Source organism: Vibrio pelagius, assembly GCF_024347575.1.
GTDB lineage: Bacteria > Pseudomonadota > Gammaproteobacteria > Enterobacterales > Vibrionaceae > Vibrio > Vibrio pelagius.
This window is the reverse complement of record NZ_AP025503.1, coordinates 2578175-2603541: the sequence shown is the minus strand read 5'-3', so window position 1 is coordinate 2603541 and position 25367 is coordinate 2578175. Positions and strand designations below refer to the sequence as shown.

Genomic DNA, 25367 nt, shown 5'->3' with positions numbered 1-25367 from the left:
GTTATTGCTCCCCTTGATTAACGCTGAAGTTAAACTGGGCGGCTGTTGCTAACAGATACCAAGCAGCATGAGGGATCCACTGCTCCCCCCAACGCCAGTTTTGCAGCATGTCGTCTTTCTGAGCGGGTGGATTAAAGGCGATATCTTCCTCGTCTTCAAAACCCGCAGTAATGCCATTACAAATACCGCCCTTGGCATTGAAAAAACCAAGTTGTGGCAGGTAGTCTGGGTTGTTGTGGCCGTGACCGTCTAGCATGCACATGTGGTAAGGGTTGAGACCTAAAATCCAGTCTAAACAGTTTTGAGATAGGGTAATCAGACGAGCTTTAAGTGCTTCGTTATGAATATACGGTTGAGCGAGTAATGCCATAGTCGCCAAAGAACCTAGGCGCGCATTCTCCCCCTGCCACCAATAGCCCGTTTCGTTGTTGTGAGCGACGAAGAAGGCGTCTCGCTTATCGCCGTCGACTGGTTTGACATATTGTCGAGGGTAGCCAAATGGGTTCGTGACTTTGTCGGTAATATTGACTTCAAATTGGCAGGCTTGCTCGACCACGAGACGTGCAGCTTGATGCTGCTGCTCATCCGGTTCTATAGCTAAGTATTCGCATAGAGCGATAACAGGCAATCCTGCTTCTGCAGCATGGAAATAGGGGCGCGAGCCGTCAGCAGTTGTAGACCAGAAATACTCAACGGTTTGATCTGACTGTTGGCGCTGGCTAAGGCGTTTAGTCCAGATTCTTGCCTCAGCAAGGTATTTAGAGTCTTTAGTTACGCGATAGAGTTCGCTTGCCGCTAATAGTGCGCAGTACTCATCGATGATGTTCTCTTCACCATCGTTGAGATAGAGGTGGTTGTACTCTTTTAGGTGCCAGTAGCCTTTTTCAGCTGTCTCTAAATAGGTTTGATTAGAGAACTCTCCAGAAACTTCTAGAGCAGAAGCGCTGGCTAGTGCAGCGATAGCAACTCCTGCGCCTTGACGGAAACCAGCTTGAAAATCGTCAGATTTGATACCTTCCTGCGTCGCATAGGCACAGATATCACGTTGGTTGATATCTTTGCTCCACTTATCAAATACAGTCATGTAGAAGTATCCGGCTGCATCTTGCATACGCACTAAGAAGTCGGCGCCAAACAGTGCCTCTTCAGTAAGGCGAGTTTGAGTGAACTTTTGGAATGCTTCATGATCCAGAGCTAAACGCAGCCCTTTGAGCATATTCCAAACCACCATCGGAATCTGTTGTGGATTTAGGTAGTTTGCATAAGAGAGATGACTAAAGTACTTACTGACGTCCCCCGATGCGTCGTACCAACCACCGTGGACATCAACATAACGATCAGTGCCCAGCAATTGAGCCTGTTTGTCCTTCTTATCGAAAATGCCACCACAGCGCTGTGATTTGAAGTAGTGCAGAACGTCAGAGAAGGTTCTCTGCATCAGTAGCTTTTCACCAATCTCGAAAATTTCCGAACGCAGATTTTCAAAGCGCAGATAGTAACGCCCCGGTTTGGTCACTTCACTGAAATCAATCGTGAAGTAGTTTCCTGTGTGCCAGTTTGCAACTTGGCCGTGCTTAACCACATCAAAACTATCAACGGTGACATGATTATCTGCACACACCAACAGTACGGAGGTAGAGGAAAGACGAGCCTTACGAGTTTGCAGTATCGCTTGCTTTGGCGCGTTGGCTTCATAGCCGATGTGATTGGTGAGTAACAGCATCAAATGTCTCCGACAGTCCTAATTTCTATTGGCTAGGTACTAATATCAATCGTAGTAAATAATTGCTCACCCTAGCTTGTTAAAATGCTCGATAACTGCGTTAGAATTTTTGATTGTAGAATAACTACTTATCGAAAAATTCTGTCTTGTTCTCAAGCCTTTTTCCTGCGCTATTTTTGATCACTTACTTACTGTGATTGGTATAAATCTTTGGTTAAAAATGGTCGACGTTAAATGACCAGAGTGAAAAGGTTAGGGACAGTGCTGCCCCCAACCCCAATGATTAACTCTCGTGCAGGTAACAACGTACGAAGTGGTTTTCATCCAACTGAGTCACACCCGGCAGTTGCTCTTTACACTTGTCGGTTGCGTGCGTGCAGCGACCAGCAAAAGGACAACCTGCAGACTCAGGAGTCCACAGTGGAATTTCCCCTTTGTTGCCAGCCAATTTTTCATGGATTGATTTCTTTGGATCCGGAACTGCTGACACCAAAAGCTGGGTATATGGGTGTTGTGGGTTGGCGATGACCTCATCGGTATCTCCCCATTCCACCATGTGTCCGACATACATCACTGAAAGGTCTTCCGCGATGTAGCGAGCTGTCGCGATATCGTGGGTGATGTAAAGTAGCGACATCTCTTTCTCAAACTTCATCTCTTCCATCAGGTTGAGAACACCAGCACGGATTGATACGTCGAGCATTGAAGTTGGCTCATCAGCAAGAACCACTTCAGCACCTACTGCGATATTACGCGCCAGGTTGACACGCTGACGCTGGCCGCCAGACAGTTGGTGTGGGTACTTCTGAGCTGTCTCTTTTGGTGGGATCAAACCAACTTGCTCAAGAAGATCGTATACGCGCTCTTCTTGCTCACGCTTATTGCGAGGGTCCACTTTTTTGTGAATCAGCAGTGGGCGCAAAATATGGTGGAAGATGTTGTGAGTTGGGTTGAGTGAACCAAACGGGTCTTGCCATACCATCTGTACGCCTTCACGGTAGGTCATCAAATCACGCTTAGACGCGATAGTTTGGATATCGCGACCTTTGTATTCGATAACACCATCAGTTGGCGCGTACATCTTAGCGATCATCTTCGCTGTGGTTGATTTACCTGAGCCTGATTCACCTACAACGGCGAGACCACGGCTTTTATACATCTTGAATGACACGTCGTTGATCGCACGCATCATTGGAGTTTGAATTGTGGTACTGCTTATTGGGAAGTCTTTGACGACGTTCTTACCTTCTACCAATAGTTGACCGTAATTTTTGCTCATAATTGTCTCCAGAATCCTTTATCGCTTTTTGCTTGCATGGCGGTTTGTCCGCCTTGTTGTATTGATGCTCTAAGAGCAGGCAAGCTAGAGCTTGGTATGTACTATTGGCTCACCATAAAGGTGGCAGTTTGAAAGATGCCCTGGTTCAATTGAGCGCAGTTTGGTTGGCACTTTCGTACAAGTTTCATGTACACGGTCACAACGAGCTTGGAAGCGACAACCTTCTGGTATTTCTAATAAGTTCAGAGGGTTACCAGGGATGCCTGCCAATTTCGTTTTTGGACCCGTTAAAGGAGGGAAGGAACTTCCCAGTCCTTTGGTGTACGGGTGATAAGGGTTTTCTAGAATATCTTGTGAGTTCGCCACCTCGATCAGTTCACCTGAGTACATGATGCCGATACGGTCAGAGAACTCGACCATCAGCGACAAGTCATGGGTAATGAACAAGATAGAGAAACCGAACTCCTCTTTTAGCGCATGGATCTTCTGTAGGATCTCGCGTTGTACTACCACATCGAGAGCCGTTGTTGGCTCATCCATGATGATCAATTTCGGATTCAGAGCTAATGCAATCGCAATCACCAAGCGCTGACGCATACCGCCAGAAAATTGGTGCGGGTAATCGCTAAGACGGCTAGGGTGGATATCAACGATCTCCAGCAGGCCTTCAGCGCGTTGTTTTGCTTGTTCACGAGTCATGTTAGTGTGACGCATAATCACGTCACAGAATTGCTCTTCCATTGGTAATACAGGGTTCAACGCGTTCATCGCACTCTGGAATACCATCGACATCTCGCTCCAGCGGAATGCCTGCATACGTTCGTCGCTATAATCTAAGATGTTCTCACCATTGAAGATAACTTCACCACCTGTGATAAACGCTGGCGGCTTGTGAAGGCGCATCAATGAGAACGCGACCGTTGACTTGCCACAGCCAGACTCTCCAGCTAGACCGAAGACTTCTCCGGGCGCAATGTCAAAGCTTACGTTGTTACAGGCGCGGACATCGCCCGCGTCTGTGATGTAATCTACGCAAAGGTTGCGGATAGAAATGAGTGGTGCTGTCATGATTATTTATCTCCGCTCCAAAGTGCATTTTGTGGTGGTAGTTCAGGCTCACGCTCTTGTTTGTCTTGCGCTGCAAGTTTCTTCCAGCGCTTCATGCCTTTGTGTGAACGCAGTTGTGGGTTAGCAATCTCATCAACAGCAAAGTTCAGTAATGCCAGGCCGGTGACAAGTAGCGTTAGCGCAATACATGGAGCTAGTAGTTCCCACCAAGCGCCAATCAGCATTGAAGAAGAGGCTTGTACGTTGTAAAGCATGATGCCCCAGCTCACGGTATTCGGGTCGCCAAGACCAAGGAAAGAGAGCGTCGCTTCCATCATGATTGCGTACATCACTGAGCCGATGAAGCTCGCGCCAACGATAGAGATTAGGTTAGGTAGAATCTCAACGAAGATGATTCGGAAAGAAGACTCACCCAATACCTCAGCAGCTTTAACAAACTCTTTTTCACGCAGAGCCAGCGTTTGTGAGCGGATAACCCTCGCGCCCCAAGCCCAGGACATAAAGCCGATCACTAAGGTGATGGTTAATGGGCCGGCCTCACCAATGAATGCTGCGACTACAAAGAGCAATGGGTATTGTGGAATAACCAGCATGATGTTCATCGCTGCGGTAAGAATGTCGTCAACACGACCGCCGAAGTAACCTGCCGATACACCGATTACAGTAGCAAGTAGACATACCGTGATACCTGCACCGAAGCCTACTGCTAGTGATACGCGAGCACCGTGGACTACTTGAGACCAAACATCTCGACCCATACGAGTGGTTCCCAGTGCGTGGTCTGCCTTTTTAGACATGATCAGTGTACGGCGATCATCAGCTAGGTTGGTTGCTACCCAGCCATCAGGGTTAGATTGAGCTGACTTCACTACGAAGCTTGGGTATTCGTGTGGATTACCCGTACGTTTGTCTGGAGCGTGTTTTGCAATTAATGGTGCAAACAGCGCTGCTAAGATGAAGACACCAAGGATAATGACACCAGTGAGTGCCATCGGGTTGCGCCAAATGAGTTTTAGAAAGTCTTTCATGATTATTTACCACCCTTACGTAGACGAGGGTCAAGAACAACGTAAAGCATGTCAGCGACAAGGTTAAAGAACAGCATGAATAGCGTCATGATAAGCAGCTGACCTTGAAGAACTTGGTAGTCACGCGCGTTAATCGCATTGAACAGAACCGTACCAAGACCTGGGTAGTTGAAAATGATTTCGATGATGAGCTGACCACCGATAGCCATACCAAGGGACATTGAAAGTGCGGTTACACTCGGTAATAGTGCGTTACGTGCCGCGTAGTTAAAAACGACTCGGTTTTCACTCAGGCCCTTACCTTTAGCCATAGTGATGTAGTCTTCTGCAAGAAGGTTGATCATGTTGTTACGCATGTTGACTAGGAAGCCACCGATCTGAACCACAGATGCACAAAATAGAGGAAGAACAGCGTGATAAGCCATGTCTTTAATAAATGCCCAGCTTGTCCAATCTGGCACTGTACCTGCAGTATATGCATAGCCAGTCGGGAACCACTTAAGGCCGATTGCGAAGGTGAACAGGGCAATCATTGCGATAACCACTTGAGGTACCGCTTGTAGAATCAGCATACCTGGGGTCACGAATGCATCGTATTTACTGCCACGCTTCCAAGCTGCGAAGATGCCTAGAATAGAACCTAGCGAGAACGATAGAACAACCGCAGTACCTGCTAGGAATAGAGACCAACCGAATGCGCCGCCGAGTAGCGAGTTTACAGACAGTGGGTAGAATTGAATTGAAGTGCCTAGCTCCCAGCTAAGGATGTTCTTCATGTAAGCAATGTATTGTACTAACAGACCGCCATCGACAAAGCCGAGTAGCTCTTTCATTGCTGCGATACGCTCAGGGGTTACCTGAACAGAAGCATTAGCGAACATCATCGTCACCGGGTCGCCCGGCATTGCTCGAGGAATTGCAAAGTTTAACGTCGCAGCAACTAATAGCGCGACAAAATAAAATGACAAACGTCTTAAAAAATAACCCATAACTCACACCTTACTCACCCAGATTGTTTCCCTGTTTCTGGATTCAGGTCGCTCCTAGCGAAAATTTGGAACGAGAAACCCCCTGACGACGAGCGCCATACTTTCAATTGATAGTGTGGGGATTTTTATAAGCGGCGTAAGGAGTTACGCCGCAAGGATTGAACGACTGCTTATTGAACTGGTTTTAGGTCCAGTACGTGAAGTAGACGCTCTGGAATACCAGCCCAGATGTTTGGACGACCTTTTGGATTCTCTTCATTCCACCAACCAGTGAAGCGAGTGGTGTTGTATTGGTACATGTAAGCACCAGACATTACAGGAATCGTTACTTGGTCAGCTGCGATGATCTTCTGGATACCGTGAGCGATGTCTAGCTGTTCGTTCTTATCAGCCGTTTTGTAGAAGCTGTTTAGAAGACCGTCTAGCTTGTCGTTCTTGTAGAAGTGCATCGCGAAACGAGGCATACCGTCACCAGATTGCAGTGAAGAGTTATACGCGCTGTTCCAGTAAGTGTATGGATCCGCACCGTGGAAGTAGTTTGTGTAAGCTACGTCGTACGTACCTTCAAGCATTGCTTGGTTGTACACAGAGAAATCTGGTGTACGAGCTTTTGCTTTGATGCCAACTTCGTTCAGTTGCTCAACAGCAAGTTGTACTGTGTTGTTGAAGTCAGTCCAGCCGTTTGGCGATTGGATCAGTAGCTCGAAAGATTTGCCTGATGGTGTATCAACAAAGCCGTCGTTATTTACATCTTTGAAACCAGCGTCAGCAAGAAGCTTCTTCGCGCCTTCTACGTTGTACGTGTTGTACGCTTTGTACTTGTTGTGAGTCTTTTCGTCAGACCAAGCTTCAAATGCGTAGCCAAGACCTGATGCGAAGTCATTCACTGTACCGCCACCGTAGAATGCGATATCGATGATAGTTTGACGATCAAGAGCCATAGAGAATGCACGACGGAATTCAACGTTGTTTAGTGCTTCGTTCTTCGCAGCATCTGGGTGCTTGAAGTTCACAACAAATGCTTGAGTACCTGCTGGCGGGTACCAGTAGTGGTGCTTAGGACTTGCTGCTGCGTACGTACGGTCGATGTCTGGTACGAAAGAAGATGTCCAGTCCATTTCACCGTTAACCACTTTACCTAGGAATTGGTCGTTGTTTGCGATTTGTGGAACACGCAGACAGTCAACGTCTAGGTTGTCAGCATCCCAGTAGTTCGGGTTTTCACACTGAATGTAAAGTTGAGCTGTGAAAGTATCGATCTCAGTAAATGGACCAGAACCTACAGGGTTCTCATTGGTGAACGTTGCAGGATCTTTGATGTCTTTCCAGATGTGCTTAGGTACTACAGGTACTTTAGCAATCTCATAAGGCACGTTTGAGTTTGCTTCTGTTAGGCGGAACTTAACTTGGTAATCGTTAAGTTTCTCTACTGAAGTTACCCAAGAGTTGATACCAGATTGGTCAAGCTCTGGCTTCTCTTTTACAAGGTTGAAAGAAAAAACAACATCATCTGCTGAGAAGGTTTCACCGTCAGACCATTTAACACCTTTACGGATGTCGAACGTTACGCTCATTAGGTCGTCAGCCATTTTGAAGTTTTCAGCTAGACGGAATACAGGTGTGTTACCGTGCATTTCGTTGAAAACAACAAGTGGTTCGTATAAGAAGTCCGTCGTTGTATGTAAGTTCGTCGCACCTAGGTACGGGTTAAAGTTACGTACAAACGTTGTGTACTCTTTCGGGTGGATAGTCAGTTCGCTGCGTTCTGCAGCTGTTGCTACCGATGCAAAACCTGTCGTAGCAGTCGCAATAATTGCTGTTGCTAGTGCTGTTTTTTTTATATTGGCAAGCATAGCTGTTCCTTACTATTTGCTTTCATTTCACTAATGGATTGAATGTCATCTTTTGCTATTCGTAGATACACACTCTGTTCAAGGTCTACCTCTTTGTCATTGTTCCAAGAATCATCGCTGCTTCTATGAAGTGGAAAGAGTGGCCTGTAGACCTTTGGCACGAGTAAGAAAACACCTTATTCATGAATTAATCAAACTCGTTTCCCGTTAAAAACGTTAAAACTACAAATCGACACGTCATTAACGTTAAAAAATGCACTTTTGATGGATAAGTGTACAATTAATGCTTGGGTGATATGAGTCGCAGTTAATAACAGGTAGATAAATTTTGTAAGTGGTCACTTACTTTTAATGTCATTGTTGACGGAGTTTTATAGCCTGTTTTCATATTTGTAGATCTCCATCACTTAGCCAAATAACGTTAAATTTCCACAAAAAATTAAATCTGCCGTTCTGTTGTGACTCGCTTCTCAAAGTCCAACAAATAGTCAAGCCAACACCTAGTAATGTATCAGTAGCGAAGAAATGCGCCCGATAATTAGCCACTTTCAACCGTTTGTATAACGTGATTTAGGGCTTGTTTTATATCTTTAAATAAGTGCTTTGTGAAGTGGTTTAAGCGCTGCAGAAGGGATAGATGTTTAGTGTATTAAAACCTCTTAAAGCGGCTATTGTGAATCGCCTGAGCACACAATATGACGATAGAAATGATTCCTAAGGGAATTAAGACTTGGAGAAGTGAATTAAGGTTAATGAGTAGGTTGTAGGTGCTATAGGCATTAAAAAGCCCGCTGATGTAAGCGGGCTAGAAGAGTGAAGTTAACACTAGCTTGTGAGGAGCTTTTGTAGCTTATCTCGGAGCATCTCAATATGAGTTCTTTCCGGCGTTTGTTCTTTACAGTGATCCAGAATAAATTCAAGAGAGCTCAATACGGTGCGCCAGCGAGGTGTCTTAGGCAGAGTTTCTACGCGCAAGTACTTATCTAGTGTTCGGGTTTGCAATGTACTTCTGTCGAGGTAGACACGCCATAAGCCACTCTTTTCAGCGAAGGCAAATTTACTTTCTCCGGTAACCGACTCCCAATAGGTAAGGGCGTTGGTCATGGCTTCAACAAGCACCTCTCGCATTAACTCTTGTTTATTCTTGCCTTCACCGGCAGCCTTGTCAGCAAGGCGAGTAAACTCGCCCCCCAGCTCTTTTAGTTGCTGCAGTTTGTCCTTGTCGCCTTCAAACGCATAGCTTGATAGCGCTTCTATGGCTGTTTCTAGGTCATTGATACGATTTGAGTTTACTGCACCACCGACGTTGAAAATATACATGGTATCTAACCCTGAGCCTTCTGGGAGCTTGAGAATGTCACTTGACACTCGTTGGCGAGTATCACTGATGTAGACATCAATCTCGCCACAGTAGTGCGCTTGGTCTATGCGTAAGTACTTAGGGGCGATGATCTCATCAGCCATTGAGCGTTTGAGTTGCTCTTGGCTGCGTTTAAAGAGTTTTGCGGCAGCGTCATTCGCAAAGCGAATACGTTGGTCATCACGAATGCATATGATCGCTTCAGGCGCTGATTCTAATTGCTCAAGCAGTCGACCTTGGGTTTCAAGCAGGTTGGCTTCTACCATTGCGCGATGTTTCAACTCTTGTTGCAGTTGATCGTTCTCGATGCGTCTTTGCTCCGCTTTACTTGCTGATAAATGCGCCGTGATTCGCGCCGCTAGTTCCTGTTTATTAAATGGTTTTGATAGGTAATCATTAGCGCCAACCTCAAAGCCTCGTACGCGGTCTTCGGGTTGGTTCAATGCGGTCAGCATAATGATTGGCAATTGTGCGTGGTCATACTGCTTTCTTAGTGTTTCACATACTTGGTAGCCGCTCATACCTGGCATCATGATGTCGAGCAGTAACAGCTCTGGTTTCTCTTTTTCGATTAACTCAATGGTATCCGGACCATCGCAAGCGGTACGAACACGGTAGCCTTCCAGCTTTAAGAAGCTATCAAGTACGCGCAGGTTAACCGGTTCATCATCGGCAATCACTAATAGCGGGCCGTCTGGGTCTTCGTGGATCTCACTGTTATCTTGTTGGCTACTCTCTAGTACTTCTGGAGCTTGGAAGTGTGAGTAACTGCTAGATTCACTGTAGTGTTCAAGCTCTTCCGGTGTGGCGAGTGGTAAGGTGAAACTGAATGTTGTTCCCACCATCGGCTGGCTGCTGACATAGAGTGAACCACCCATTAATTCAATCAATTGACGGCTGATCGATAGCCCAAGCCCCGCGCCTTGTCGATATGAACTTGCTTCTTGCCCTGCTTGAATTAACGGTTCAAAAATATGTTCTAAATGCTCTGCTGGGATACCTTGGCCAGTATCGACTACCTGAACGCGAATATTGTCGTCAATGACACTCGCAGAGATGACGATTTTGCCCTCTGAGGTGTACTTAATGGCATTACCAACCAAGTTATACATCACCTGCTCTAGGCGTTGCGGGTCAGATGATACAAGACCTAAGTCCGTTGGAACTTGGTTGATGATACGAATGGGTTTACTGCCAAGTAGATGATGTGATAGCTCAAGTACCAAGCTGGTCGCAGCAGAGAGGTCAACAGCAGACTTTTTAATGTCTAAACTGCCATAACGCATTTTGTGATAATCAAGAAGGTCATCGACCAGTGTAGCGAGGCGCTGACCACTGTTGATGATGATATCCAGTTGGTATTTCTGGTTTGCTGGGATAGGACCATTCGCGCCAGAGATTAATGCCTCCGCAATACCTACCATGCCGTGCAAAGGAGTGCGCAGTTCATGCGAGGTCGTAGCGAGGAATTCATCTTTGAGCTTGTTGGCGAGTTGTAACTCCTCGTTCTGCTTTTGGATGGTCTTGAGGTTATCTTCAAGCTCTTCATTTTGTGATTTGATTAAGCGCATCTTTTCACGAATGGAGCGCTGCATACGCTCAAAGCTTACCGCTAGGCGTCCTATTTCATCTTTTCGTTCGGTGTTGATCATCGCTTCATCAAGATCGCCTGCTGAGACTTTTTCGGCAGCCCAAGTGAGCTTAAGCAGGGGAGAAGTAATGAAATTAGACAGGTAATGAGACGCAGCAAACACCAGTATGATAGCGGTTAACATCACGATGACGAAGATTTTTTCAAGCTGATGGATTCGAGCAAAGGCTTCTTTTTCTGGCAGTTCAACCACCAGCGCCCAGTTTGCGTAATCCAACTTGATTGGCGCGTATGCTGCAATAATGGCCTGATTCAAACTGTTGTTGAAAGTACCAACTGCCGTCTCACCTGCTAACGCTTTATCTATCACATCCAAGCTAAGGTCGATGGCTTGTTGAGAATGCGCCAGGCTTCTCGGGAGGTGGTCACTACCCACAAGAAGAGTCTGCATGTTTGAGCTCTTGTTGAGATCCGCAATCAGCTTAGTGATGCCGTTGATTGGCAGTCGGAACATTGCGTAGCTGTGTAGGTAACCTTGCTGAACAATAGGGGCACCTAGCCAAGCGCTCTGTTTGCCGTTTTCGTCTAAGAAATCAGAAACGATCACTGGAGTGTAATCTTCGTTAATTTTGCGCTTTTCTGTTACGTCTTTAGCCAATTTTTGGAAAGTGAGCCCAAGGTTTGAATCTTTGTATTTGCCAGTGAGTAGATTAGTACCGTAGTTATCATGCTTAAATACCGAATAGGCCACATTGCCGTTGATATCGACTAGAAGAATATCGTCAAAATCGGCACGTTTGATCAGCTCTAGATAGGCATTGTGGTAGCGTTTATGAAGTAGGCGATAACGCTCACTGCCAACGTAGCTACTCGACTCCGGTAAAATTGACGTTTTTACCTCATTACCCGAACCTTGAATATAGCGTTGTTGCGCATTGCTACGTGCTTCTTCGATGTCTAAGCCGAGGCGTTGAAAAGCATTAATAAGGCCATAGAAACGCCCACCACTGGCGATAGCCAACTCTGAACGGACAAAACCAATCACTTGAGACTCTTGAGCTTCTAGGTAATCAATGATCTGTTGTTGTTTGGTATCACGAACTGAGACTAAATAGGAGGTACTCTGCTCTTGCAGATCTTGACTATGAGATTGGAGGAAAAAGACTGCGATAAGAGTAACAGGAGTCAGACTTAACACGAGAAACGCTAGCATGAGCGTGCTTTGAAGGCGCTTAAACTTCTGCTTTCGATAGAATCTAAACATAAATTAGGGACTACTTCCTTGAATGTACTTCTGAAATCACTTGAAAATTGAGTACAAAGAATAGGTTGAGTGGTTTCTAATTTAACGAAATTAACGAGTTTTTTTACTTTGACAAGTAAGTGCTATTTAAAGCGTGTGCAGTCGCGCAAATTTACTAAAATTTGCGAGTAATTTGAGCGGAAAGTGCAGGCATTATCCTGCACTTGGAAGAGGTCGGTTATTTCGCTGCGTGATAGATAGCGAATTTTGTAGTCTTATTTAGAGTCGCGCATTTACCAAAGGCTTGCTCAATAATGGGTGGATATTTGAGGAAGCTGTTAGCCACAATGATTATTTCACCTTGAGCGTTCAGATAGCTTGGCGCATCGGCCAATAGTGTTTCTGTTGCGCTGTAGCTTGTGTCTAGACCTGAATGGAAAGGCGGGTTACTGATAATGAAGCGGTAGTCCTTTGATGTGTCAGAGTAGACATCTGAAGCGAATACTCTGCCGTTTAGCCCATTGGCTGCCAATGTTGCTTTGCTTGATTCCACAGCAAAAGCACTGATGTCACACATCTCTAGCTCGATCTCTGGGTTACGCGAAGCCATTACAGCGCCAAGCACACCTGCACCACAACCAAAATCAAGCACCTTACCGTTTAGGCTTGGTAGTGTATCCAGCAGTAATTGGCTGCCGATATCAAACTCACCGTGGCTGAATACGCCGGGCAAGCTCTTAACGGTAAGTGATTGCTCACCAATGTTTACCGAGTAGGTTTTAAACCAGTCTTGAAGATTGAATGCTGGTGCTTGCTCTAGACATTGACCCCAATAGAATGAACAGCGGCGCGCGGAATCATATTTAACGACATTGCCGTATGTCTTGAACATCTTCTCGATACTCTTCACACCAGAGCGGTTTTCACCGACAACTACAATTTCAGTATCTTTACCTAGCTTCGCCATCAACATAGCCAATAAGAACTCTGCTTCCGCTTTGGCCTTCGGCCAGTACAGTAGAACTAGGTCTGCCTGAGTCTCTTCAGTGAACTCGGCACCGTAGAAACGTTGAATGGTGTGACAGTTTTCTAACTGACGGTAATAGCTGTAGTTTGAGGTAAATACCGATACCGACTCACAGTGCTTAGCCAATTCAACAGGGAAGAGGTCCTCCGCTTCACCAGCAACCAGAACATGTTTGCCTTCAAAGTAGGCGAGTTGGCGTTGAGCGATTTGGCTTGGGGCGATATAGGCAGACATAGGGGCTCTCTGTTGAATCGTTAGCAAAAATAGGGGCGGATTTTCGCATAATCCGCCCTAAGCTTGAAGTTTTAATCGTCGCTAAGCTGATTATCTATTGTCTTGTCGATCGAGGAAGTCTTTAAACTCTTCATCGTAGATGTTGAACAACACGATAGTAATCGCAAAGATCAGTGGACCGTAAATCAGACCGATAAGACCGAACAGTTGAATACCACCTAATAGTGAGAAAAAGATCATCAACGTATTCATACCTGCGCTGCCTTGCATCAAGAGTGGACGAAGCAGATTGTCAATCGAACCCACAACTGCGACACAGTAAACCGTAAGGAAAATAGCCCATGTAGTATCACCGGTTAGGAATAAGTAAACTGCGGCCGGAACCCAAATCAGTGCAGTACCAACGACCGGAATGAATGAGGCAAAGCCCATCATGGTGCCCCAAAATAGCCCAGGGAATCCTGCAATCCACATGCCTAAACCACCGGCAAAACCTTGCGCAATCGCAGTTAAAAATGAGCCCATAACAGCGGATTTAGAAACCTGTTCGATCTCTTCAAGCAACTTGTCTTCTTGACTGCGAGACAGAGGCAATATGTGGCGAACCACAGTGATGATCTTGTCGTGGTCGCGCAGTAGGAAGAACAGCACAAATAACATTAAGAAGAAGTCCATTAGGAAATTGGTCGCATCGCCTAAAATCTTGGCACTGATACCAACCAGTTTAGAGCCAAAGCTGGTGGCGAACTCGCCGACTTTCTTCGCAATAGCTTGTGGTTCAATCTTATCGAATGGCAGGTAGTCATTGATAAAAGCCAGTGCTTTAATCACCAATGGATGTTCAAACAGAGTTTGGATACCACCGTGCGTGACCCACTGATAAGTGTTTTGCGAGAACAACGAACCTTGCTGAACAATCGCAGCAAAGACAGCAAGCAAAGGGATCACAATGATGAACGTGAGAATAATGCACGAGAGTAGAGAGACTAGGTTGGCTTTATTGGGAAGTTTTTTCTCAAGCCATTCGTGGATAGGAAACATGAGTAGCGAGATGATGAACGCCATCACGATCGAATTGACGTAAGGTTCAATCAACAGATAACAGGCATACGCCGCCGCAAGTAGGGCAACAATAATCACCCAATGACTTGAGTTAATTTTGATCTTTTCTGACACGGTAATGGTCTCTATGTTTGCTAACTCAGTTTATAATGGCTGCAAAACAGAGAGTTAGCAATCAGGAGTTTTCATTATGGGGTGTTGCAATAACGACAACAAATGCCAAGAGAATGAACAGCAAGCTAAAAAAGCGATCCCGTGGTTTCGAATGTTGCTTGGCACCTTAATGCTACTGGTGTTTCTATTTTGGGAGCGTTGATTGGAAGTCGCAAAAGGTGAGAAGTTTTTTGTCACTCTAGGTTTGCTTGAAAAAGAAAAGGCTGCACAATGCAGCCTTTATAAAACAATGTGTTAAAGCTACATCGCTTTACTCTGCAGCAAGGATTGCAAAACAGCGGTCAGCCGCTTCTAGTGTTGCGTCGATCTCTTTTGAACCGTGAGCTAGCGATGTGAAGCTTGCTTCGAACGCTGAAGGTGCAAGGTATACACCGTGATCTAGCATTAGGTGGAAGAAGCGCTTGAAGCGTTCTACATCACACTTAGTTACATCTTCGTAGCAGGTCACCGTTTCTTGTTCAGTGAAGAAGAAACCAAACATACCACCAACTTGGTGAACCAGTAGAGGAATACCGTGCTTGTCAGCAAGCTGCTTGAAGCCATTCGCTAGTTGCTTAGTTTTCGACGCTAGACGTTTCTCATTACCTTCTTCACGTAGAAGGTTCAGACATGCATAGCCCGCAGCCATTGCTACAGGGTTACCTGAAAGAGTACCCGCTTGGTAAACTGGGCCCGTTGGTGCGATGTATTGCATCACGTCTTTACGACCACCAAAAGCACCTACAGGCATACCGCCACCAATCACTTTACCAAGACACGTTAGGTCTGGTTTGATGTTGTAGTAAGCCTGCGCACAGCCTTCAGCAACACGGAAACCTGTCATCACTTCATCAAAGATAAGTAGTGCGCCTTCTTGGTCACAGATCTCACGTAAACCTTCGTGGAAGCCTTCTACTGGTGGAATACAGTTCATGTTGCCCGCTACAGGTTCAACGATGATACAAGCGATCTCACCTTTGTTTGCTTCGAATAGCTCACGTACAGAGTCTAGGTTGTTGAATGTTGCCGTTAGTGTGTGCTTAGCGAAATCTGCAGGCACGCCTGGAGAGCTTGGTTGACCTAGAGTCAGAGCGCCAGAACCTGCTTTTACAAGAAGGCTGTCTGCGTGGCCGTGGTAGCAGCCTTCAAACTTAAGAATTTTGTCACGACCAGTAAAGCCACGAGCAAGACGAATCGCGCTCATTGTTGCTTCAGTACCAGAGCTCACCATACGTAGCTGTTCCATTGAAGGAACCATTTCAGATACCAGTTCAGCCATTTTGATTTCAGTTTCCGTTGGGGCACCAAAGCTAAGACCGCGTTGAGCCGCTTCGATAACTGCATCACGGATAACCGCGTGGTTGTGACCAAGGATCATTGGACCCCAAGAGCCAACGTAGTCGATATATGCTTTACCATCAGCATCAAAAATTAGCGGGCCATCAGCGCGCTCGATGAAGATTGGAGAACCACCTACACCGTTGAATGCACGTACAGGAGAGTTAACGCCACCCGGAATAGTTTGCTGTGCTTTTTGGTACAGCTCTGCTGATTTGGTCATTGATATATCCTCTTTTGACTGTCGGGACCAATTGGCTCGCATTGTACCTATCCGTAAACCAACTAGGAATGGTTTCGCTGAGATAATCGCCCGAATCTGGTGGTTTTGAGGGGTGAAGCGGCCAATTTATTTTTATTTGATGAGTTTTTAGCAGGAAAAGCGGCGATCAGATGGTGAATACTTGAACGTTTCAGTCAGGTATTGGATAATCAACGCAGTAGAAAAATAAATTCAACAACTATGATCTCGAACTCGATTTGTATCATGTTGTTTTTGACACAGGTAAGAGAGGTTGTCGTGAGCGAAGCAAATATCCCATTGTCTTTTTCTGATGCAGCAGCTACCCGCGTACAAACGCTGATTGCTGAAGAAGAAAACCCAGATCTAAAACTGCGTGTATACATTACCGGTGGTGGTTGTAGCGGTTTCCAATACGGCTTCACATTCGATGAAAAAGTAAATGATGGTGACATGACTATTGAAAATAGTGGTGTAACGCTAGTGGTTGACCCAATGAGCCTTCAGTACCTGATTGGCGGTGTTGTGGATTACACAGAAGGGCTTGAAGGTGCACGCTTTTTTGTAAACAACCCAAATGCAACAACAACTTGTGGTTGTGGTGCGTCGTTCAGCGTGTAAAAGCTGACAAAAACGTATTGTTTTATAGAAACGCTGAACTTAGGTTCGGCGTTTTTTTATATTTTTATCTTAGTCGTTGGCACATTTACCAATGAATTCTGAGAGAGGAGATACTCGGGTTTCTAGCTAAGTTGTTGTCTTTAAAAGAACTAGCTTTGTTTTCTATTGAACGACATGTTGAATAAAGTGTCGGTCTCATCGAATTTTACCTTTTTCGGGTCTGTTATGGTTGTAGGTGTGTATCAGGAAGTTGCACATGCTTAAGTGAACTCAGTTTCTCTCTCAATCATCAGGTTATAAATAGTAAAAGGACGTGTTATGCCTAGCCGATTCTCCCGTATTGGGTTCTCCTTTTGGTCAAAGCAACCTTGGTTGGTATCTCTGTTTTTGGTGCTGCTACTATCTGCATGGTTAGGATTAGGTGTTGGGCAAGCTGAAGAGCCAACGTCCTCAGCGAACACAGAGGTTCCACTCGCCAAAGTCTCCTTTCAAACCTTTGATGCCTCACCCACTTACAAAACGATTGATTTGTATGGTAGAACAGCCCCAGATCGACATGCTCGTTTAGGCGCAGAGATCCCAGGAAAAATCGTTACACTCAATATTACGAAAGGTGATGTGGTCGAAGCGGGTCAAGCGATCGCGCAGATAGACAAAGCTGACTTAGGTATTCAATTAGAGCGAGCTTCAGCACTGTATCGCTTGAAGCAGAAAGAGTTTAAGGCTGCGCAATCTTTGAAAAAGCGTGGCCTACAAGGTGAGATTGCCTACACCACCGCAGAAGCTGCACTGACCGAAGCAAAAGCCATGAAGAGTAATGCTGAGTTAGCCCTGCGCAATACGGTGATTCGTTCACCTTTCTCTGGCATTGTGCAGGAGTTACACGTTGAAGTTGGCGACTTCGTTGGGGTTGGCGATCCGGTTGCTGGTGTTATTGACCTCGACCCACTGGTGATTGAAGCCGATGTGAGTGAACGTCACATTCAACAACTGCAATTAGGCCAAGCGGCTAAGGTTCGCTTATTAGGGCATCAAAGTGTTGAAGGCAAGCTTCGCTATATCTCACGCATATCGACAGCGTCGACCAATACATTCCCAATTGAGATTGAAATCCCAAACCCGCAGCGCAGTTTGCCAGCTGGCGTCAGTGCAGAGGTTTCTCTGAATCTAGAAAGCCAGCTAGCGATCAAAGTGACACCTGCGATGTTGGCTCTCGATGATGCGGGCAACCTAGGTGTGAAAACCTTAGTAGCGTCTGATGATGCCAAGGTCGTCAAGTTTGTTCCAATTCAGTTAGTGAAAGCTGAGCAAGATGGTGTTTGGCTTGCTGGGCTTGGTGAGACAGTGGATATCATTACCGTTGGACAAGGTTTTGTTCGTGATGGTGATAACGTGATTGCCACAGAGCAACCAACAGCAGCGAACTAGGAGATAACGTCATGTATTCATTGATTGATGCTGCGATGTCTCGTTCGCGAACCATGCTGTCACTGCTGCTGTTTATTCTGGTCGCGGGCATCGGGACTTATATTACGATTCCCAAGGAGTCGAGCCCAGATATTACCATCCCAATCATCTATGTTTCTGTCGGCCACCAAGGTATTTCCCCAACCGATGCCGAACGCTTGTTAGTTCGACCAATCGAGCAAGAGCTGCGCTCAATTGAGGGGGTAAAAGAGATGACAGCCACTGCTTCTGAAGGCCATGCCTCAGTGGTGTTGGAATTTAATGTTGGGGTTGATCTCACCAAGGCAATGGCAGACGTGCGAGATGCGGTCGATCTTGCCAAACCTAAGTTGCCAGAAGACAGTGATGAACCAACCGTTAATGAGGTGACTTTAGCCTCAGAGCAACCCGTACTTTCCGTGGTTTTGTATGGCACGGTGCCCGAGCGCACTATCGTTCAGATTGCTCGTGAATTGGGAGACAAGCTAGAGAGCTATCGCCAAATACTCGAAGTGGATATTGCTGGTGACAGAGAAGATATCGTCGAAATCATTGTTGATCCCCTGCTTATGGAGAGTTACAGCTTAGATCAAGCGGATATCTATAACTTGATCGCACTGAATAACCGCGTCGTAGCCGCTGGGTTTGTGGATACCGGTTATGGTCGGTTCTCGGTCAAAGTTCCTTCGGTGTTTAATTCTTTGAAAGATGTGCTTGAGCTGCCCATCAAAGTTGACGGTAAACAGGTTGTCACTTTTGGCGATGTAGCCACGGTAAGGCGTGCCTTTCGCGATCCTGAAAGCTTTGCCCGTTTAGATGGTAAATCTGCCGTAGTATTAGATATTAAAAAGCGTGCTGGCGAGAATATTATTGAGACGGTAGAGCTGGTTAAGTCCGTTGTTGGTGTTGCTCAACAAAGAGCAGAATGGCCAAATAACTTATTGGTTAAGTTCACTTGGGATGAGTCGAAAGACGTCAAGATCATGCTTAATGATCTGCAAAACAACATCCTCTCCGCCATTATTTTGGTGGTGATCGTAATCATCGCGATCTTGGGTGTTCGCACTGCGTTGTTGGTCGGTATCTCTATCCCCGGATCGTTCTTGACTGGGTTACTGGTGTTATCGGTGTTTGGTTTAACCGTCAATATCGTGGTGTTGTTCTCATTAATCATGGCCGTCGGTTTGCTGGTGGATGGTGCGATTGTTGTCACCGAGTTTGCTGACAGAAGGATGCAAGAGGGTGAAGCAAAGAAAACGGCTTACCAAGCGGCAGCGAAGCGTATGGCATGGCCAATCACGGCATCTACCGCGACGACCTTAGCGGCGTTTGCCCCATTGCTGTTCTGGCCAGACGTGACTGGCGAGTTCATGAAGTACTTACCACTAACTTTGATAGCAACCTTGTTTGCTTCTCTGTTGATGGCACTGTTGTTTGTTCCTGTGTTGGGAGGGTTGATTGGTAAACCGCAGTATGTCTCTGCTTCTAATCAATCTCGAATGGTCGCTCTACATAATGGGGACTTCTCACAAGCGACAGGGATTACCAAACTCTATTACCACACCCTCTCTGTAGCGATTCAACATCCACTCAAAATCTTGTTGAGTGCGATATTGCTCTCGATCGCAGTTGGCTTCTCTTATGCCAAAGCTGGACTTGGGGCCGAGTTCTTCCCTGAGGTTGATCCTCCGTTTTTCAACGTTAAAGTGCGATCGCATGGTGATCTCTCGATTCAAGAAAAAGACGTCATCATGAGAGATATTGAGCAGATGATGCTTGGCCATGAAGAGTTCGACAGTGTTTATACGAGAACAGGAGGAGATGATCAGATCGGTCTTATTTCGATTACGCCTGTCGATTGGCAGTATCGTCGCAGTGTTAAAGCGATCATTGAAGAGCTAAAAGTTCAAACTGACCAATACCCAGGTGTCGAAATTGAGCTTAAGTTTCCGGATGCAGGTCCTCCAGTAGAGAATGACTTGGTGATTGAGCTCTCGGCCAAAACACCACAGCAGTTAAATCAAGCTGCTAAAATGGTTCGGTCGTGGGCAGATGCCAGTCCTGCTTTGACCAACATTAGCGACACTAGCAGTAAAGATGGTATTGATTGGAAAGTGGATATCAGGCGTGATGATGCGGCGCGCTTTTCTGCCGACGCCACTCTTGTCGGAAATACGGTTCAGTTTGTCACCAATGGGCTAAAGATTGGGGACTACTTACCTGATGACTCTTCGGAAGAGGTCGATATCTTAGTTCGTTATCCAAATGATAAGAGAGATATTGGTCGCTTCGATCAACTCAGAGTCAAAACGCCTGCAGGTCTGGTCCCTATCACCAATTTCGCTCAGATTGTACCCGACCATAAGCAAGACACCATTAAGCGCCTAGATGGGAAACGAGTGGTCAACGTGTTGGCTGATATGAAAGAAGGGTTCAACCTTGCGCTAGAGCTACCTAAGATTGAACAAGCGTTAAGTGAGTTGGGCTTGCCCAATGGCGTTGAGTTTCGTATTCGTGGTCAGAATGAGGAGCAAGAGAACTCATCAGCATTTTTGCAAAGTGCGTTCATGGTCGCGTTGGCGGCAATGGCCTTGATTCTCATCACTCAGTTCAATAGCTTCTATCAAGCCTTCCTTATCCTCAGTGCGGTGCTATTCTCGACTGTGGGTGTGTTTATGGGATTACTGATATTCCAGCGTCCTTTTGGAGTGGTGATGTCCGGCATTGGGGTGATCGCATTGGCGGGTATCGTGGTGAACAATAATATTGTACTGATTGATACCTATAATCAGCTGGTCAAGCGGGGGCTAGACAAGCGAGACGCGATTTTAAGAACCGGTGTTCAGCGTCTAAGGCCGGTAATGCTAACAACTGTAACAACCATTTTGGGCTTGATGCCGATGGTGCTTGAGATGAACATCGACTTAATCAATCAGAAGATCGAGTTCGGCGCACCGAGTACCCAGTGGTGGTCGCAACTGGCAACCGCGATTGCTGGAGGTTTGGCATTTGCGACGGTTTTAACCTTGGTGCTTACACCTTGTTTGTTAATGCTAGGTAGAGATAAAAACAGACAGAGCACCAGCGCAGATGAATAAGTTCAATAGCAAAAGCTAGGTACGATAGATAAAACAAAGAGTACCCCAAAGTGGTGCTCTTTGTCTTTTTATGTTGTTCAACGTTTTTGCTTACACAGAGTTCGAAGTGATAAATGAAAACGTTAGTTAGTGGCCAGTAGTTGGCTATACCGGTCTAACTTTTCCAGGCGTCGCTTCGAGTTAGCAATGAAGGTTGCTTTCGCTTTACCAGTCAGCGATTTAGACTGCGGTAGCTTCACAGTACGTGCGTTCTTGTGCACGCCATTAACTAAAAACTCGTAGTGAAGGTGTGGGCCGGTAACTCGACCTGTACCACCCAAGGTACCGATAGTTTGGCCTTGTTTCACTCGCTGCCCTGTTTTCACTAAGCGTTTCTTAAGGTGCAGGTACTTGGTTAGGTAAGTATTACTGTGTCGAATAAAGACATAGTTACCGTTGAATTGGTTGTAGCCAGATTTTTGAACAATACCATCGCCGGCAGCCCAAATCGGTGTACCCACAGGCGCGGCATAGTCGGTGCCTCTGTGTGGGCGTACTTTACCGGTGACTGGGTGCTTACGACGAGGGTTAAAGTTCGATGTTACGCGTCTAAAATCGACTGGAGAGCGGAGAAAGGCTTTTTTCATCGCTCGCCCTTGATCGTCATAGTAGTTTCCCGTCTTGTCATCAAGAATCGCGGTAAAGGTGTCGCCTTGGTTCTTGAAAATCGCAGCGGTGATCTTGCCGCGACCAATCACTTCACCCTCAACCACTTTTTCTTGGTACAGGATTTTAAAGCTGTCGTTTTTGCGAATGTCTAATGCAAAATCGATATCCCAACCAAAAATACCCGCAAGCTCCATGATTTGGTTGGCGGTTAAGCCCGCGCTCATGCCTGCGTTCCAGAAGTTAGAGGTGATGTCTGCTTCCGCATAGTTGTATTGGTAAGCGACTTCTTTTTTGTCAAAGTTTGAGGTGTAACTGTCGCCAGATTTGGTGATCTTAAAGCTCTCGAAGGCACTGAGCTGCCTTTTTAGTTGGATTAGGTCGTTGTTTTCATCAAAACCAAACTGCAAAACATCGCCAGGCTTAAGATTCGAGAGTTGTTTGTTGATGTCTTTGTTGGTGTTCAGCAGTGTAATTAAGAGTCGATAGGAGAGACCAATACGCTCGAACAGCACTGAGGTGCTTTCTCCAGAACGAACCGTGTACTTCTCCCAGTTGAGTACCGCTGTAGGTACATGTTCTTCATTGCTGACCAGTGCAGCAGCGTTGATGGTGAGGGGGTAATGTTTGCCAATAACGAGAGAGTCACTTTTATCACGCAGAGAACTGACATCGGGCAGAAGAAAAAGGGCAACGAAGATTACAGCACTAAAAAATGCAATAAAGACCCGGTGCAATATAGGAAGGCGTGCAAAAATAGACAACATGTTCCGGTTCGTATAGTAAAAATTAATAAAATAGACGGCTGAATAGTGTAACTGGTTTCAAAATACATCGCTATTCAAGTAAGATGTCTAACTATTATATTTTTGCCAAATCTGTGGGAGTGAACAAGAATGGCGAGTATTGAAGCTGCACTAGCCGAGATCAAACGTGGCGTTGAAGAACTGATTCCAGAAGACGAACTGATTGCAAAACTGAAAGAGGGTCGTCCTCTACGTATTAAGCTGGGTGCCGATCCAACAGCACCAGATATCCACTTAGGCCATACGGTTATCTTTAACAAGCTTCGTGCTTTCCAAGAGCTTGGTCATGAAGTGACATTCCTGATCGGTGATTTCACTGCAATGGTTGGTGATCCGTCTGGTAAGAACTCAACACGTCCACCACTAAGCCGTGAAGATGTTTTAAAGAATGCTGAAACATACAAAGAGCAAGTATTCAAAATTCTAGACCCAGAGAAAACACAAATTCGTTTCAACTCTGAGTGGCTATCAGACCTTGGTGCTGAAGGTATGATTCGCCTTGCTTCTAACCAAACTGTTGCTCGTATGCTTGAGCGTGATGACTTTAAAAAGCGTTACGCTGGCGGCCAACCTATCGCTATCCACGAATTCATGTACCCACTTCTACAAGGTCACGACTCTGTTGCACTAGAGAGCGATGTTGAGCTTGGCGGTACAGACCAGAAGTTTAACCTGCTAATGGGCCGTGAACTGCAAAAAGCGGCAGGTCAGAAGCCACAAGCAGTGCTAATGATGCCACTACTTGTAGGTCTAGACGGCGTTAAGAAAATGTCTAAGTCTGCACACAACTACATCGGTATCAGCGAAGCACCAAGCGAAATGTTTGGTAAGATCATGTCTATCTCTGACGATCTAATGTGGAGCTACTACGAACTGCTGTCTTTCCGTCCTCTTGAGGAAGTGGCTGAGCTGAAAGCTGGCGTTGAAGCGGGTAAAAACCCACGCGACGTTAAAGTTCTGCTAGCGAAAGAGATCATTGCTCGTTTCCACAGTGAAGCAGATGCTGACGCAGCAGAGCAAGAGTTCGTAAACCGTTTTGCTAAGAACCAAGTGCCAGATGAAATGCCAGAGTTCGAATTCGAAGCAGGCCTACCAATCGCTAACGTTCTAAAAGAAGCAGGTCTAGTAAACTCAACTTCTGATGCAATGCGTATGATCAAGCAGGGCGCGGCTAAGATCGAAGGCGAAAAAATTGAAGACAGCAAACTAGTACCTGCAGCAGGTACAGCAGTTTACCAAGTAGGTAAGCGTAAGTTTGCTCGTATTACTATCAAGTAATATTCAATCTCAATGAGTTAGTAAAAAGGCATCTACGGATGCCTTTTTTATTGACCCCTATTTATTGACAGGAATTTGACCAAGTATTTTGTAAGGACTTGCTACACTACGCACGCTGTCAAATTGGCAGTAATTTTGGAGATTTTTATGAACAATACCGACCATCCTCCTAGTTTGAAGGGAGAAGAATAACCTGTCTCGGTATTGATCTCATGTCCTGCCGTTCAGGTAGGGTATCTTTGTTTTCCCCTCATTCTTTTCCATACTCTAGACTCTACAAGTAGACACATCAGTGCTTTCAGCTCTTGGTGCGCTCAGTTATATGCTTTATGTATCGAGTTATACGCTCTTGATGTATACCGCTTTATGTTTGTGAGGTACTCACTGCAGGCTACTTGTTTTGATGGTCGTTACCTTTGCCAATCGGGAGATTCGCCATGACGGTAATGAACAACACTTTTTTATCTATTGAAGCTCTATACACTGAACGAGACATTCAGGCCGTATCGAGAGCCTTTCAACAGCACACGCGTGAGCAGCAAGTTGACCTGCTTAATCGTATGCCATTGGAAGACGCAGTCTTGGTACTGGGTCAGTGTTCTCTCAGTGTTATCCAAGCTCTACTTAGTGAGTTAGAAGAACAGGGGCATGAAAAACGCTCTCGCCATTTAGCTCACCAGTTAGGACTTATCTATTCTGAAGTTGAACCTCAACAGGGGTATCTCACAACTGGAGTAATGAGCCACGTAAGGCAACGTATCGGTTGGATTGTCGCGCTAGCCCTGCTAGGGATCGTTTCTGGCCTGATTATCGCCCAGTACGAGGATATTCTCAGCCAGTTGGTCTTACTTGCGATTTACATGCCTGTAATTGCGGCTGCTGGGGGAAATACGGGCACACAAGCTGCGACTCTGGTAATTCGAGCCTTGGCAACGGGCGAACTCAAAAAACGTCAATGGCTAAGCGTAGTTTGGAAAGAGTTGCGAGTGGCTATCTGCTTAGCTGGAGCGATTGCTGTAGTGATGGTTGGCCGTATTCTGCTGTTTAGCGAAAACCAGTCAACGGGCGGTTATGACATTAACATGATCGCATTTGCGATTGCGGTTGCTCTGTTTATTCAGGTGACGATTTCTACGGTACTTGGTGGCGGTTTGCCAATTGTTGCTTGTCTGCTCAAGCTCGACCCTGCGGTATTAGTGAGCCCTGTGCTCGCCTCTATTGTCGATATTTCAGGGATGTGGATCTATTTTACAGTGGTGAATACGTTTCTTGGTATCGCTTGAT

Annotated in this window: 16 protein-coding genes; 5 read left to right on the top strand and 11 right to left on the bottom strand. The window is 45.9% G+C overall.

Annotation, left to right across the window (positions count from 1 at the left end):
• Position 1: 1 nt before the first annotated feature.
• From vsple_RS11335 to hemL, 10 genes are all read right to left on the bottom strand, one after another.
• Positions 2–1723: a glycoside hydrolase family 9 protein gene (locus vsple_RS11335; protein WP_261882058.1), complete on the bottom strand. Its 1722-nt coding sequence runs from the start codon at positions 1721–1723 to the stop codon at positions 2–4.
• Positions 1724–2006: 283 nt separating this feature from the next.
• Positions 2007–3002: an ABC transporter ATP-binding protein gene (locus vsple_RS11330; protein WP_261882057.1), complete on the bottom strand. Its 996-nt coding sequence runs from the start codon at positions 3000–3002 to the stop codon at positions 2007–2009.
• Between the two features lie 84 nt (positions 3003–3086).
• Positions 3087–4070 carry an ABC transporter ATP-binding protein gene (locus vsple_RS11325; protein WP_261882056.1) on the bottom strand — a complete coding sequence of 328 codons (984 nt, stop codon included), beginning with the start codon at positions 4068–4070 and terminating at the stop codon, positions 3087–3089.
• 2 nt (positions 4071–4072) lie between these two features.
• The gene (locus vsple_RS11320) at positions 4073–5098 is read right to left on the bottom strand and encodes an ABC transporter permease (RefSeq protein WP_255229966.1); all 1026 of its coding nucleotides are present in this window, start codon (positions 5096–5098) and stop codon (positions 4073–4075) included.
• 2 nt (positions 5099–5100) lie between these two features.
• Complete coding sequence (locus vsple_RS11315; RefSeq protein ID WP_255229967.1) at positions 5101–6087, bottom strand: ABC transporter permease; 987 nt, start codon at positions 6085–6087, stop codon at positions 5101–5103.
• 170 nt (positions 6088–6257) lie between these two features.
• On the bottom strand, positions 6258–7940 hold the full coding sequence (locus vsple_RS11310; RefSeq protein WP_255229968.1) for an ABC transporter substrate-binding protein: 1683 nt from the start codon (positions 7938–7940) through the stop codon (positions 6258–6260).
• 825 nt (positions 7941–8765) lie between these two features.
• Entirely contained in the window at positions 8766–12155 is a 3390-nt protein-coding gene (locus vsple_RS11305; protein WP_261882055.1) for a response regulator, read from the bottom strand.
• Between the two features lie 217 nt (positions 12156–12372).
• The gene (gene rsmC, locus vsple_RS11300; protein ID WP_261882054.1) at positions 12373–13395 is read right to left on the bottom strand and encodes a 16S rRNA (guanine(1207)-N(2))-methyltransferase RsmC; all 1023 of its coding nucleotides are present in this window, start codon (positions 13393–13395) and stop codon (positions 12373–12375) included.
• A 90-nt stretch (positions 13396–13485) separates the two neighbouring features.
• Complete coding sequence (locus tag vsple_RS11295; protein ID WP_255229972.1) at positions 13486–14571, bottom strand: AI-2E family transporter; 1086 nt, start codon at positions 14569–14571, stop codon at positions 13486–13488.
• A gap of 310 nt (positions 14572–14881) precedes the next feature.
• Positions 14882–16171 carry a glutamate-1-semialdehyde 2,1-aminomutase gene (gene hemL, locus vsple_RS11290; protein WP_255229973.1) on the bottom strand — a complete coding sequence of 430 codons (1290 nt, stop codon included), beginning with the start codon at positions 16169–16171 and terminating at the stop codon, positions 14882–14884.
• A gap of 297 nt (positions 16172–16468) precedes the next feature.
• Here hemL and erpA point away from each other — a divergent pair, with 297 nt between their 5' ends.
• From erpA to vsple_RS11275, 3 genes are all read left to right on the top strand, one after another.
• Positions 16469–16810, top strand: a complete 342-nt coding sequence (gene erpA, locus vsple_RS11285) for an iron-sulfur cluster insertion protein ErpA (RefSeq protein WP_032551754.1) — start codon at positions 16469–16471, stop codon at positions 16808–16810.
• A gap of 318 nt (positions 16811–17128) precedes the next feature.
• On the top strand, positions 17129–18238 hold the full coding sequence (locus vsple_RS11280) for an efflux RND transporter periplasmic adaptor subunit (RefSeq protein WP_261882053.1): 1110 nt from the start codon (positions 17129–17131) through the stop codon (positions 18236–18238).
• Positions 18239–18249: 11 nt separating this feature from the next.
• Positions 18250–21354, top strand: a complete 3105-nt coding sequence (locus vsple_RS11275; protein ID WP_261882052.1) for an efflux RND transporter permease subunit — start codon at positions 18250–18252, stop codon at positions 21352–21354.
• Between the two features lie 122 nt (positions 21355–21476).
• Here vsple_RS11275 and vsple_RS11270 read toward each other — a convergent pair whose 3' ends face one another.
• Positions 21477–22766: a peptidoglycan DD-metalloendopeptidase family protein gene (locus tag vsple_RS11270; RefSeq protein WP_261882051.1), complete on the bottom strand. Its 1290-nt coding sequence runs from the start codon at positions 22764–22766 to the stop codon at positions 21477–21479.
• A 129-nt stretch (positions 22767–22895) separates the two neighbouring features.
• Here vsple_RS11270 and tyrS point away from each other — a divergent pair, with 129 nt between their 5' ends.
• Complete coding sequence (gene tyrS / locus vsple_RS11265; RefSeq protein ID WP_032551533.1) at positions 22896–24083, top strand: tyrosine--tRNA ligase; 1188 nt, start codon at positions 22896–22898, stop codon at positions 24081–24083.
• Positions 24084–24520: 437 nt separating this feature from the next.
• On the top strand, positions 24521–25366 hold the full coding sequence (locus vsple_RS11260) for a magnesium transporter (RefSeq protein ID WP_261882050.1): 846 nt from the start codon (positions 24521–24523) through the stop codon (positions 25364–25366).
• Position 25367: the final 1 nt, after the last annotated feature.

Coding starts and splice junctions, on each gene's coding strand:
- vsple_RS11315 (WP_255229967.1), bottom strand. CDS start 6,087: ATGGGTTATTTTTTAAGACGTTTGTCATTTTATTTTGTCGCGCTATTA.
- rsmC (WP_261882054.1), bottom strand. CDS start 13,395: ATGTCTGCCTATATCGCCCCAAGCCAAATCGCTCAACGCCAACTCGCC.
- tyrS (WP_032551533.1), top strand. CDS start 22,896: ATGGCGAGTATTGAAGCTGCACTAGCCGAGATCAAACGTGGCGTTGAA.
- vsple_RS11305 (WP_261882055.1), bottom strand. CDS start 12,155: ATGTTTAGATTCTATCGAAAGCAGAAGTTTAAGCGCCTTCAAAGCACG.
- vsple_RS11260 (WP_261882050.1), top strand. CDS start 24,521: ATGACGGTAATGAACAACACTTTTTTATCTATTGAAGCTCTATACACT.
- vsple_RS11330 (WP_261882057.1), bottom strand. CDS start 3,002: ATGAGCAAAAATTACGGTCAACTATTGGTAGAAGGTAAGAACGTCGTC.
- hemL (WP_255229973.1), bottom strand. CDS start 16,171: ATGACCAAATCAGCAGAGCTGTACCAAAAAGCACAGCAAACTATTCCG.
- vsple_RS11270 (WP_261882051.1), bottom strand. CDS start 22,766: ATGTTGTCTATTTTTGCACGCCTTCCTATATTGCACCGGGTCTTTATT.
- vsple_RS11280 (WP_261882053.1), top strand. CDS start 17,129: ATGCCTAGCCGATTCTCCCGTATTGGGTTCTCCTTTTGGTCAAAGCAA.
- vsple_RS11320 (WP_255229966.1), bottom strand. CDS start 5,098: ATGAAAGACTTTCTAAAACTCATTTGGCGCAACCCGATGGCACTCACT.
- vsple_RS11335 (WP_261882058.1), bottom strand. CDS start 1,723: ATGCTGTTACTCACCAATCACATCGGCTATGAAGCCAACGCGCCAAAG.
- vsple_RS11275 (WP_261882052.1), top strand. CDS start 18,250: ATGTATTCATTGATTGATGCTGCGATGTCTCGTTCGCGAACCATGCTG.
- vsple_RS11310 (WP_255229968.1), bottom strand. CDS start 7,940: ATGCTTGCCAATATAAAAAAAACAGCACTAGCAACAGCAATTATTGCG.
- vsple_RS11325 (WP_261882056.1), bottom strand. CDS start 4,070: ATGACAGCACCACTCATTTCTATCCGCAACCTTTGCGTAGATTACATC.